This window comes from Clostridium rhizosphaerae (assembly GCF_016765585.1).
In the GTDB taxonomy this organism is placed as follows: domain Bacteria; phylum Bacillota; class Clostridia; order Clostridiales; family Clostridiaceae; genus Clostridium_AT; species Clostridium_AT rhizosphaerae.
Map to the genome: position 1 here is coordinate 169,603 of NZ_JAESWC010000004.1, position 12,310 is coordinate 181,912.

At 34.9% G+C, this 12,310-nt stretch carries 10 protein-coding genes and 2 pseudogenes; 1 reads left to right on the forward strand and 11 read right to left on the reverse strand.

Annotation, left to right across the window (positions count from 1 at the left end):
* Positions 1-208 precede the first annotated feature (208 nt).
* The 10 genes and pseudogenes from dnaE (JK636_RS10925) to rapZ all read right to left on the reverse strand — a co-directional run.
* Positions 209-1,282 (reverse strand): annotated as a pseudogene (dnaE, locus tag JK636_RS10925) (DNA polymerase III subunit alpha); the annotation flags it as partial.
* Between the two features lie 488 nt (positions 1,283-1,770).
* A pseudogene (gene dnaE, locus JK636_RS10930) lies at positions 1,771-2,976 on the reverse strand (DNA polymerase III subunit alpha); the annotation flags it as partial.
* A gap of 147 nt (positions 2,977-3,123) precedes the next feature.
* Positions 3,124-3,363, reverse strand: coding sequence for a putative Se/S carrier protein (locus JK636_RS10935; protein WP_202748990.1), 240 nt, complete (start codon positions 3,361-3,363; stop codon positions 3,124-3,126).
* Position 3,364: 1 nt separating this feature from the next.
* Entirely contained in the window at positions 3,365-4,624 is a 1,260-nt protein-coding gene (locus JK636_RS10940; protein ID WP_202748992.1) for a double-cubane-cluster-containing anaerobic reductase, read from the reverse strand.
* Positions 4,625-4,718: 94 nt separating this feature from the next.
* The gene (locus JK636_RS10945) at positions 4,719-5,477 is read right to left on the reverse strand and encodes an acyl-CoA dehydratase activase (RefSeq protein WP_202748994.1); all 759 of its coding nucleotides are present in this window, start codon (positions 5,475-5,477) and stop codon (positions 4,719-4,721) included.
* A 276-nt stretch (positions 5,478-5,753) separates the two neighbouring features.
* Positions 5,754-6,044, reverse strand: coding sequence for a Dabb family protein (locus JK636_RS10950; protein WP_202748996.1), 291 nt, complete (start codon positions 6,042-6,044; stop codon positions 5,754-5,756).
* 21 nt (positions 6,045-6,065) lie between these two features.
* Positions 6,066-7,373: a DRTGG domain-containing protein gene (locus JK636_RS10955; RefSeq protein ID WP_202748998.1), complete on the reverse strand. Its 1,308-nt coding sequence runs from the start codon at positions 7,371-7,373 to the stop codon at positions 6,066-6,068.
* A 6-nt stretch (positions 7,374-7,379) separates the two neighbouring features.
* Positions 7,380-8,333 (reverse strand): DNA-binding protein WhiA, encoded by a 954-nt coding sequence (whiA, locus tag JK636_RS10960; RefSeq protein WP_202749000.1) that lies wholly within the window; start codon positions 8,331-8,333, stop codon positions 7,380-7,382.
* A 13-nt stretch (positions 8,334-8,346) separates the two neighbouring features.
* A complete protein-coding gene (locus JK636_RS10965; RefSeq protein WP_202749001.1) occupies positions 8,347-9,687 on the reverse strand; it encodes a gluconeogenesis factor YvcK family protein in 1,341 nt (446 codons plus the stop codon).
* Entirely contained in the window at positions 9,684-10,568 is an 885-nt protein-coding gene (gene rapZ, locus JK636_RS10970; protein ID WP_202749002.1) for an RNase adapter RapZ, read from the reverse strand. The genes JK636_RS10965 and rapZ overlap by 4 nt, the downstream gene beginning before the upstream one ends.
* A gap of 297 nt (positions 10,569-10,865) precedes the next feature.
* On the opposite strand from rapZ, the gene JK636_RS24145 reads away from it, so the two are divergent.
* Complete coding sequence (locus JK636_RS24145) at positions 10,866-11,045, forward strand: four helix bundle protein (RefSeq protein ID WP_202749003.1); 180 nt, start codon at positions 10,866-10,868, stop codon at positions 11,043-11,045.
* A 35-nt stretch (positions 11,046-11,080) separates the two neighbouring features.
* On the opposite strand, the gene hisC is transcribed toward JK636_RS24145, so the two are convergent.
* Positions 11,081-12,190 carry a histidinol-phosphate transaminase gene (gene hisC, locus JK636_RS10980; RefSeq protein WP_202749004.1) on the reverse strand — a complete coding sequence of 370 codons (1,110 nt, stop codon included), beginning with the start codon at positions 12,188-12,190 and terminating at the stop codon, positions 11,081-11,083.
* Positions 12,191-12,310 lie beyond the last annotated feature (120 nt).

Below are 12,310 nucleotides of genomic sequence, written 5' to 3' on the forward strand. Positions count from 1 at the left end.
GCTGATTACCCATTTGTTTATTTATGAAAATAAACCAGTACTTAGAATCTCTTCATATACCATCTGCTTAATTTTTTCTAGCTTTTGCTAACCATCACATTTATTCTTCCAAATTATGTTGTGGTTTAAACAGCTTTAGGGGTTTCCAGCAATTTAAGAAGTTTTTAACCATACATCACTGTAAGGTGCCACACATATTTTACATTTTATGGCTCTTATTAAATGCATAACTTGCGAAGTCCATCATTTGGTCAAATATCTTATTTGCTATTTCTTCGCTTATACCATTTCTAATGCAGCCTGGTACTTCTATTTTTCCATTCTCGTCTACTATACCGTTTATGAAATTATATCGTTCTTCTTCCATGACCTTGTGTTTCTTTTTAGACATTGCACGTCTTACAAGGTCAGCACGTCCCATGGAATAGCCTGCTAGCTTTCTAACTATTTCCATAACCTGTTCCTGGTAAACCATAACGCCATAGGTTACATCAAGTATAGATTCTAATGCAGGTGTTTCATAGTGCGTCTTTTCAGGATTTCTTTTTCCTTCGATGTATCTTGGTATCTCGGCCATAGGGCCTGGTCTGTAAAGACTTATACCTGCTATGATATCCTCAAGATTATCAGGCTTTAGTTCTTTCATAAAGGAGGTCATTCCTGGAGATTCCAGCTGAAATACTCCAACGGTTTTCCCTTCACCTATCATCCTGTAAACATCTTTATCTTCAAAGTTTATCTTATCTAAATCAATATCTATACCTCGGCTAATCTTAATCATTTCAACTGCATCTCTCATTACAGTCAAGGTTCTTAAGCCGAGGAAGTCCATTTTGAGTAATCCAAGCTCCTCAAGTGTTCCCATAGTAAACTGTGTCACTATGTTGCCTTCATTTTTCTGCATTGGAACATAGCTTACCAACGGCTGTGATGCTATAACAACACCCGCCGCATGAGTTCCTGAGTGTCTTGGGAGTCCTTCCAAGGATCTTGCAACATCAATAAGCTCCTGAACTCTCGTATCGTCATCATAGGCTGCCTTCAGTTCTGGGTTTATATCCAGCGCCTTATCTATTGTTATCCCAAGCATAGTAGGTATCATTTTTGCAATCCTGTCTACCTCTGCATAAGAATAATTCATTGCTCTTCCTACATCTCTTATGCAGGCTCTAGCTGCCATTGTTCCAAAGGTTATTATTTGTGATACATTGTTTACGCCGTATTTCTCTACAACGTAGTCAATTACTTCCTGTCTTCTTTCGTAGCAAAAGTCAGAATCAATCTAAGCTACCCTCTCTTTCGAGATACTTTAACACTGCATGTGCAGTGGGTATAGACTATATCTTCACCTACCGTCATTTACGGTTTAGGCTGCCCCGCTTCGGGGTACTAGCTTCCCCCTACGTGCCTTTGCACTAGCCGTTGAACCTTCCTCTCTTCAAGGCTTGGCTGCGTGGTTATCCAGTAGAGTCTGACTACACTCAAATCCCTATAATTTTTATGGTCATGCCACCTTCGCATCTAGATATATTTATATTTTTATATATTTCCATATTTATATATTTATCTTCTTATCTAGATAACTTCTTAACTTCTTATCTAGATAACTTCTTATACATATATATTTTTATATGGTTATATGTATTAATTCTCAATCTTATGCTTTGGTCTATAGGGCTCTCAGGACTTTCCAGCAATTCAGGGCTCTTTAAGCACAATATTTCTACTGTGCACGACTATGATTAATTGTATTAATACAATTAATCTTTAATCTGGCATTGAAATTCTATCCGGATTCAAAAACCTTTCGAAGATCAACCCATATCTCAATGGATCTATCTTTGTTATACCCAGCGTGTAAGCTACAAGCGATCCCGCCGCACTACCACGACCAGCTCCCGTTGCTATCTCATTTTCATTAGCAAATCTTATAAAATCCCAAACTATAAGGAAATAATCTACATATCCCATGCTCTTGATTACTCCAAGCTCATACTCAAGCCTGTCTGTAAGCTCTTTGGTAATCTCACCGTATCTTTCCTTTAACCCCTGATAACAGGTATCCCTCAGATACTGGTAAGGTTCTACCCCCTCAGGTAGAGGAAATTTTGGAAGCTTGGATTCGTGAAATTTGTAATCAAAATTACATTGTTCTGCTATTTTTACAGTATTACTCAGGGCTTCTGGAACATAGGAAAAGGTTTCATACATTTCTTCAGGTGATTTTAAATAAAACTCGTCTGAAGGATATCTCATTCTTTTTTCTTCATCTACTGTCTTGCCAGTCTGAACGCATAAAAGAATATCATGTGCTCTTGAATCCTCCCTGTTTATGTAATGAACATCGTTAGTACAGATTAAAGGAATATCAAGCTCTTTAGACATTCTTACAAGCTCTTCGTTTACCTTCTGCTGTTCATCAACTCCATGATACTGAAGTTCAAGATAAAAGCCGTCTTTAAATATTTCTTTATACAAAAGAGCGATCTCTTTTGCTTTATTTATATTGCCGCTTAATATATTTGACTGAACTTCTCCGCCGAGGCAGGCACTTGAAGCTATAATGCCTTCGCTGTGCTCTCTAAGATAGTCATGGTCCGTTCTAGGCTTATAATAAAATCCGTCGATTGAAGCCTGCGAAACAATCTTCATTAAGTTTTGATAGCCGGTTTCATTTTTAACCAGTAAAACTAAGTGATGAGTTTCATTATCCTTATTATTTGTTTTATCATGCATGGATTTTGATGCTACATATACTTCACAGCCTATTATTGGCTTTATCCCTTGATCTTTAGCAGCTCTATAAAAATCAACGCAGCCGTACATAACTCCATGATCTGTTATTGCTATACTCTTCATTCCCAGCTCTTTTACCCGGGCAATTAAATCCGGAATTTTTCCTGAACCGTCTAAAAGACTGTATTCTGTGTGGACATGGAGATGAACAAAATCTCCATTAAAGCTATTCTCCAATATTTCACTTCCTTTCTTTAAGGATTACTATAATTTTATATTTATACCGTATATTTTTCAACTAATATTAAATGGAAGAGCGGCTCTATTCTCAATTAAACTGTCATAAGATTTAAAAAAGACACTGCACCAATATGCAATGTCTTTTACTTAATAAAATTTTTTATAATTCTTTTCCAAGCTTTGAAAGCCTATTATACTTATTGAATTTTCATTAACAAGCTTCTTAATAGCTTCCTCGTCTTCCTTTTTATACTCCATGCAAATTCCACAGGAAACTGAAAGCTCCCTGGGCGTTGGCACAATGGTATACTTTATTTTATCTTTTTTTAAAAGGGACTCAAGTGCCAAGCCGCTTGTATAGGAGTGGAACAGAATATAGTGTTTCATTTTATATCATTTCAAGGAAGGCTTCCACTCTTGTTTTTATTTGACCAGCATCTTCAGTAGAGTAGTCTGTTTCAATATTCATTATTGGAATTCCTGCTTCCTTAAGTGCCTTTTCAACGTTTCTATACTCAATAGAGTACGAATGACAGAAAGATAAGTTTGAATATATTACTCCATCAACTTTATATTCTTCTACGTATCTTTTTATATCATCAATTCTTCCTGTGTTAGGAGTAAAGCAAGCACAATTGATGTTTAAATATCTATCAGCGAGATTTTTAATCAAGTCTTCTATAGTTTCTCCTTCAGTTGAAACTTCGTTTTCAAAGTATCTTGTACCAGTACAAGTTTCCTCAACAACAACTTCAGCAGGGAGATTTTCTATTATGTCGTGAAGCTTCCAGTTTGGCAGTGCCATTGGAGTACCAGTTATCATTATTCTCTTCTTGCCTTCGCTCTTTAAGCTCTTAGCTCTTTCTTCAAGCTCATCACAAAGCTCATTAACCTTTTGAACAAATCTTGCAGGATCATCATAAAAGGCTATTTGTGAAATTAAAAGAGCATCCTTGCCGCTTATTGGTGAAGGAGTCATCTTTCTAAAATCATAAAGTCTCTTTAAGGCTCTTCTCTTGCTATTTGCAATTTCAATACCTTTTTTAAGATTTTCTACAGTAACCTTATTTCCTGTAAGCTCTTCTACTTTTTCTATAAATAGCTTTATTTCTTCCATCCACATATTATAGTCTTTAGTTCTCTTCATCTGAGGAAGATCCATAACATGTACAGGAACATATTCATCAAGTATTTCCCAAGCCTTTTTCTTTCCGTCGCAGGTAGTTTCTCCAACTATCATATCAACTGATTGGAAATAAGGGCATGTACCACTTACTTTTGCACCCACTGCCGCCTTAATCAGTGGACACATATTTCTTGGAAGATGTTTTTCTCCATCCTCAACCCAAAATTGTGAACCTGCACATAATCCAACAGGTATAGCATTAGCTGCAAATATTACCTCGTCAGGAACGAACACACAGAAGGTTCCGAGTACCTTTCCACCCTTTTGCTTATGTTCATTAAGCTCAGCCGGCCTTAAACCATGAACCTCTGAAACTACAAAATTAAAATAATTCATTCCCTCCGGTCTGTTCTCCTGTGTTAGATAAACTGAACCATACATATCTGGAAGCACTGCACACAATTGATCATGCTTCTCCAAATCCATGTTTAAATTCTTCCATAACTCTCTGTAATCACCCATAAATAAAAACCTCCAGTTTTTATAATTAAGAATTAATTAATTTTATTAATAGACTCAAAATTCCTCTAGGAATTTGGGTCTTCATTCCTCATTATTAATTTTTAATCGACCTTGCCATTATTGCTGCTCCAATCGCCCCTGCATATCTTCCCATAGAACTTGCTTTGATTGGCTGTCCTAATTTCTTTGAAAGACTCTCAATTACAGCAGTATTTTCGCAAAGTCCCCCTGTAAGCACAAAATTATTGGCACCACTGTGTTTTTGGCATAAGGATTTAACCTTTGAGGTTATTGATTCTATTACTCCAAAGGCTATGTTTTCTCTTTTTTCACCGTTTCCAATTAAGCTTATAACTTCAGACTCTGCAAATACGGTGCACATGGAGCTTATACTTGTACCCTTTCCTTGTTTGGAAAGTTCACTCATTTCGTTAATTGAAAGACCAAGTGTGCCAGCCATAAGTTCAAGAAATCTTCCTGTGCCTGCTGCACATTTATCATTCATGGTAAAGTTAGTAACATTTCCATTATCTATTGTTATTACTTTAGTATCCTGCCCGCCTATATCTATAACAGTACAGTTTTCGTAAAAAAGATAATAAGCTCCTTTACCATGGCAGGTTATTTCTGTAACAGTCTTTTTAGCATAAGGCACAGATACCCTCCCATAACCGGTTGCCACTATGGTGCTTTCTTCAAAATAACCTTGCTCGCATAGCCTAACTTTTATGCTTTCAGCAGTTTCTACACTGCTCCAGCCTGTGGGCAAAGTAAAATAGCTTACAAGCTTATCTGAATTAAATACAGCTGTCTTTGAGGCTGTTGAACCTATATCTATTCCTATGTAAAACATGACTTCACCCTTTCATTTGCTCCTAGCAATTTAATTATATGAAAACATTGTCATAAATACTAATTGAAAATTCAAATAGTTAAATATTTAACTATTTGAAAAACAAATAAAAAAAGATACTGAATCAACAGTATCTTTAAAGTCTATTGTTTTTTATTTGAATTTTTATTAACTTAACGTGTTATGCTAGTTCAACTAACGTGCATAGGTGAATAGTTCTTGGAACATATTTTATATATGGGAGCATAGTTAGCTGAACTAGCACAAGGGGTTAGTTTAAATTTCATAATCAACAGCAGCTGAGCCTTTAAGCATAGGCTTGAGCTTTGCTAAAACTTCATTTACATGGAATGGATGTACTTGATAGGCATCCATATCATTTTTACATTCAAACTTTGTTATAAGCGCTATATCATAAGAGCGCTCTGTATGTAATAAGTCTGCTCCTACCTCAAGATATTTTAACTGAGGTATTTGCCCTTCCATATTAAGAAGAAGGTTTTTTGCCTTTTCTACATTTACTGGTGTAGGATCAGCTAGTTTAAAAAAAACAATGTGTGTGAACATATTTTTCTCCTCCATAATTACTTACTTTCTCATAACCTTTGCTGAAATCAGCGACTTAGCTATAAGTTCCTTCCTATTGTCAACCATTGTAACTTCAACCTTGCAGAAGTTTCGTCCCATATCTATTATTTCAGTCAAAACCTCAATATGACTGTCTATTTGTACAGGCTTAGTAAAATAGGTAGTCATGCTATCTACAGTTATATTTATATTATTTCTTTCTCTAAGTGTCATTATGCCCATGGTTGAAAGCATCATATTTAGCGCACTCCAGGATGCCGTTCCTACAGGATCAAGCATTTCAGGAATAATTCTCCCATTAAAGTGCATTTTATCTCCAACATCATCAAACTCAAAATTCTTAAGTATTAAATCTTCTAAGGTTTCTCCCACTTGAGGCTGCCTTGATATGTACTGGAGGGCTTTAATGACATCGTGCCTGCTCACCACTCCAATTAATTTTCTTCCATCAACTACAGGACAAAGTTCTATGCCTTCCCACCCCATAATATGAGCAGTATAGGCTGCCGTGGTTTTTGGCGTTACTGTTATTATATCTTTAGTCATATATTTACTTATTAAATCATCATCATTAGCTGCCTCCAAAGGCATGTCCTTTAAAGTTACTATACCTACCACTCTAAATTCACTATCTACAACCGGATACCTTTCATGTCTAGTCTCCTGCATCAAACCTCTCCAATGAGCTACCATATCTGTGTCGTTTAGATACATTGGATTCGTTATCATAATGTCCTCAACTAAAATTATATCTTTTTTAATCAAGTTTTCCGACATTGCCCTATTTATCATGCTTGCAATAGTAAAGGTATCATAAGTAGAGGATATTATAGGGAGAGCTTTTTCATTGGCAAGTTTTTTAATATCCTCGCTGCAGCCAAAGCCTCCTGTTATGAGTACCGCACACTCGTTCATTAACGCAAGCCTTTGTACTTCCTCTCTATTACCCACAATAACAAGGCAGTTAGGGCTTAAGTATTTTGGTATGGCATCTATAGTCATAGCACCTATTACAAATTTATTTAAAGTTTTATGAACCCCATCTTTTCCGCCAACAAGCGTACCATCAATAATATTAACTACTTCACCATAGGTTAATGCTTCTATACTCTTTTTTTCAACCTTTTCAACTCTTACAGTACCAACTCTTGGTATAGTTGTAACTATGCCCATAGCATCACTATCCTTGATAGCTCTATAGGCTGTGCCGTCGCTAACCCCTAGGTCATTAGCAATACTTCTTACAGAGATTTTTGTGCCAATCTCTAAAGAGAGTATATGTTTTATAATATCCTCATGCTTTGACATATAAAATTACCTTCCCTCTTTCCTTAGTTCCTCTGCAATTTTTTCTATCTTCCTGAGCCTATGGTTTACTCCTGATTTACCTACAGGAGGATTTAAGAATTCCCCTAATTCTTTTAAAGACTCATCAGGATAAGCTAATCTAAGCTCTGCGATATCTCTTAGATTTTTAGGAAGCCTTTGAAATCCAATTTCCTTTTGAATAAGCCTAATGCTTTCGACCTGTCTGATTGCAGCATTTACAGTCTTGCTTAAGTTTGCCGTTTCACAATTTACAAGCCTATTTACGTTATTTCTCATTTCCTTCATTATTCTAACATTTTCAAGCTCTAAGAGAGAAGAATGTGCCCCGATTATATTCAATAAATCTACAATTTGTTCCCCTTCTTTTAAATAAACTATATAACTTCCTTTTCTTTGTATAACCTTTGAAGAAAGCCCATAGGTATTAATAAGCCTGCTGAAGTCTTCTGCATAATCAGTATTGTGTGTAACAAACTCCAAATGATAGTTTTTTTCAGGATTGCTTATACTTCCTCCGCCCAAGAAAGTTCCTCTTATATAGGCCTTTTTACATTCCTCATCTTCCTTAACTTCCTTTGGAATTCCATAGTCAAGGGATATAATTCCCTCATCACTGCTCAAAACACCCATTTCCTTTAGAATACTTCTTACGCCCATTTCTTCTGTAATAACAACCATATATATATTATTTTTCTTAAAGGAGTTACTTTTTTTAACAAGAAGCTTTGTATGGACATTAAAATACTGTTTTAAAAGCTTAAATACCCGCCTTGCAATAGAAGGATTTTCCGTAGTCACCCTAAAGCTCAGCTGCTTATTCCCACCAAGGGAAAGTGTTCCACTAACCTTCATCACTGCAGAAAGCTCTGCCTTTGCTTCATTTCTTGTAAGTTCTCCTATTCTGCAAACCTCGCTTTTTACCTTAGCTGAAAATGACATTTTTTCTCTCCCTCTACCTGTTTTTTATACCTTTACTTTCTTTAAGCCTTTCAGATAAGTAGAAGTATTCTATTATTTTCTTTCTATCAAATAACAACTTTTTATCCATAATTGTTTCTATTAATATTGCAGCAAGCTTTTCTGAATCATGTCTTACAAGACCATTCTTAACCTTAATAAAATCTCCTTCTATTACTTTAACGTTCATATTCTCGATTTTATCTTCATCAATAGTAACTAATTTAGATTTTTCTCCTAAGTACTTTTCTTCCAGTTCTTTGCTTACTTTTCCTACATTAACTACTACATAATCTATTATATCTTTACCACAATGTTTGCAAATTGCCTTTATGTGATCCTCAACCCCAAAGTTATCTGTTTCACCGGGCTGTGTCATTATATTAGAAACATATATTTTTACAGCCTTTGTCCTTTGAACTGCTCTAGAAATATCTTCAACAAGAAGATTTGGTATTACACTTGTATAAAGGCTTCCGGGTCCGAGGATTACAGCATCTGCATCTTTTATAGCCTCTACTGCTTCATATAATGCTCTTATATTTGGGGGCTCAAGAAGCACACTATCAATAGGACTTTCTTGCTTTAGCGCCTCTTCAGGTATTTTGGATTCTCCTAAAATTATATTTCCATTTTTAAGTTTTGCCTTTAATGTAACATCATCAAGGGTAACTGGAAGCACCTTTCCTGTAACTGCAAGTACAGAACTCATCTTCTGAACCGCTTCTTCAAAGTTTGAGGATATGCCATCCATTGCTGCTAGGAAAAGGTTTCCAAAGCTTTGATTTTCAAGTCTTCCCCCTGTAAATCTATACTGTAAAAGCTCCTCCATAAGAGGCTCCGTATCTGCAAGAGCAAGTATACAGTTTCTTATATCTCCGGGTGGCAAAATTCCGAGGTCCTGTCTAAGATCTCCAGAACCTCCTCCATCATCTGCAACAGTTACAATAGCGGTTATATTCGAAGTATAGTGCTTAAGACCTCTAAGCATAGTTGAAAGCCCAGTACCTCCGCCTATAACAACTATTTTAGGTCCCTTTACCAAAAGTCTTTTTTCATATATTAAGTTTTCAAGTTTTCTTGAATCTAAAGACACGTTAATATAGCCTCTATTTATTAAAAAAATAAAGGACCTCATCCCTTGAGTAACGGCCAGATAAAGCACAAAGGAACCAGCCGCTATAAGAAATATATAAAAGGAAATATAATACAGACTGTACCATCTGTGTTGTATCCACTCAACTAAGCCAAAAGCTATCATCAATATACCAAGGGCACCAAGCAATATCCATCTCTTAACTTTTACACCTGGCTTTAACCAGTCAATAAATCTCATAACTTAACCACGCCCTTGTGTATATCTTCATTTATATCCCTGTGGTCGATATTTACCTTATGATTATTTGCTTTTAATCTCTCATATATTTCATTTGCTATAGACACTGAACGGTGTCTTCCACCAGTACATCCAATAGATATAATAAGCTGTCTCTTACCTTCCTTAAGATAATTAGGAATTAGAAATTCTATCATATCTTCCAATTTATCAACAAAGATTTTTGTTTCTTCAAATCCAAAAACGTAATCTTGAACCTCTTTGTCATTTCCTGAAAAAGCCTTAAGTTCTGGAATATAAAATGGATTTGGAAGAAATCTTACGTCAAAAACCAAGTCTGAATCTACCGGTATTCCATACTTAAATCCAAAGGAAAGAATGGTTATCATTAATTCATTTTCGATTTGTCCTTCTTCTGAATATATTGCCGTAAGCTTCTCTCTAAGTTCCCTTGTAGCAAGCTTTGTGGTATCAATTATATTGTTTGCTCTGTCTTTAACTTCTTTAAGTCTACTTCTTTCTAAGGTAATTCCATTTAGCACTCTTCCATCCGGTGCTAAGGGATGCTTTCTTCTTGATTCTTTAAATCTCTTAACAAGAACCTCATCACTTGCATCTAAAAACAGTATTTCATATTTATAGCCTTCCTGCTTGAGATAGTTAAGGCTCTCGAACAAGTCATCAAAAAAGCTTCCGCCTCTGATGTCTATTACAAGTGCTATTTTATCTATTTTTCCATCTGTCTGAAAGCAGGACTCTGCAAACTTTGGAATCAGTGTCGCTGGAAGATTATCTACGCAAAAGAAACCCAAATCCTCTAAACATCTTATTGCCTGTGTTTTACCTGCTCCTGAAAGTCCTGTGATTATAACAAAACGCATAGTATTCCTCCGTCATTTAATTAACAATTAATAATTAATAATTATTTTATTTAAAATCCTAAAGGATTTTAAATACTAGTAATTAATACAGTTTTATTTTTAGATTATAACACAATTTTTATTAATATTTAATTATATAAATAAAGTGTGCTATTTTATCTGCTTCTTGTCAATAATTTTAATATATATTATAAAATATAATTTAAAAGGTGAATGTATGAAAAATATTGAAAACAATATTATATATGATATAAGTTTTAGTTTTGCTCTTAATATTATTGAATTATATAAATACTTATGCACATAGCTTTTAAGGAAAGTGCAGAAAACAAGTATTGGATTAATTTACTTATCAAAGCTGGTTATATTAGTGAATCAAAAATTATCCTACTTAATAATCAGTTAAATGAAATAAGTAAAATTCTAAATTTAATAATTACTACAACTAAGGAAAATCTTAAACAAAATAATGCGTGACTATAAGTCACGCAAAATCTATTAATTATTAATTATTAATTATTAATTATTAATTGTTCATCCAGTATTTCTTTCAATGCCTTAACAAACTGCTCGTTCTGCTTATTTGTTCCAATGGTTACTCTCAGCCATCCCGGCATTCCAAGAAGGTACCCTGGTCTTATGATAATTCCCTTTCTAAGCAGTTCATTAAACAGTATTTTGTCATCTATTTTAGATGATACCATAATGAAGTTAGCATTTGTCTCTATATACTCAAGTCCAAGCTTTTTAAACTCTTCATATAAATAATCTTTTCCAGCTTTATTTGTATCCTGAACAGTTCTCAGATATTCTTTATCCTGAAGAGCTGCAACTGCTGCCTTTTGAGCAAACAGGTTTACATCAAAAGGACCGGCTACTGTATTAAAATACTTTACCATATTCTCATTAGCAATGCCATAGCCGCAGCGAAGTCCTGCAAGCCCATAAGCTTTTGAGAAGGTTCTTAATATAATCATATTTGGATACTTATCTAGTAAAGCTATAGAATCTGGATATTCTTTATCTGTAACATATTCAATATAAGCTTCATCCATTATAACGATAACGTTTTCAGGAATTCTATCAATAATTCTTTCCAAATCATCTTTTCTGAAAATTGTTCCTGTTGGATTATTAGGATTGCATAGCCATATAATCTTTGTCTTATCAGTTATGCTGTCTACCATTTTATCAATATCTAATCCATTATCCTTCATAGGAACTAAAATTGACTTTCCCCCCATAAGCTTTGTACCAGCATCATAACGTGAGAAGGTAACCTCAGCCATTATACTTTCATCCCCTGGATTTAGAAGAGTGCTGCAAATTACCCTAATTAACAAATCTGATCCAGTTCCGCAAAAAACTTGACTTGTTTTAACCCCTATGTTCTTAGCAATTGCCATTTTTAGCTCATAGTTTGATGCATCAGGATATAGCGAGGCTTCTTCTATTGTTTCCTTAAGCGCCTGCTTTACCTTTGGAGAACATCCTAGTGGATTTTCATTTGATGCCAGCTTAATAACCTCAGTGAGTCCAAGTTCCCTCTTAACCTCACTAATCGGCTTGCCTGCAACATACATCTCCAAACCTAATACTTCTTTTCTAAGACCATACCCCATTTAAATTCCCCCTAAAAATTAAATTAAAAATTAATAATTAACAATTAACAATTGAATGGAGAAAATCCCTAAAGGGATTTTCAAGCATGTAAGTTATAATTAAATTTGATTTTTCTACAA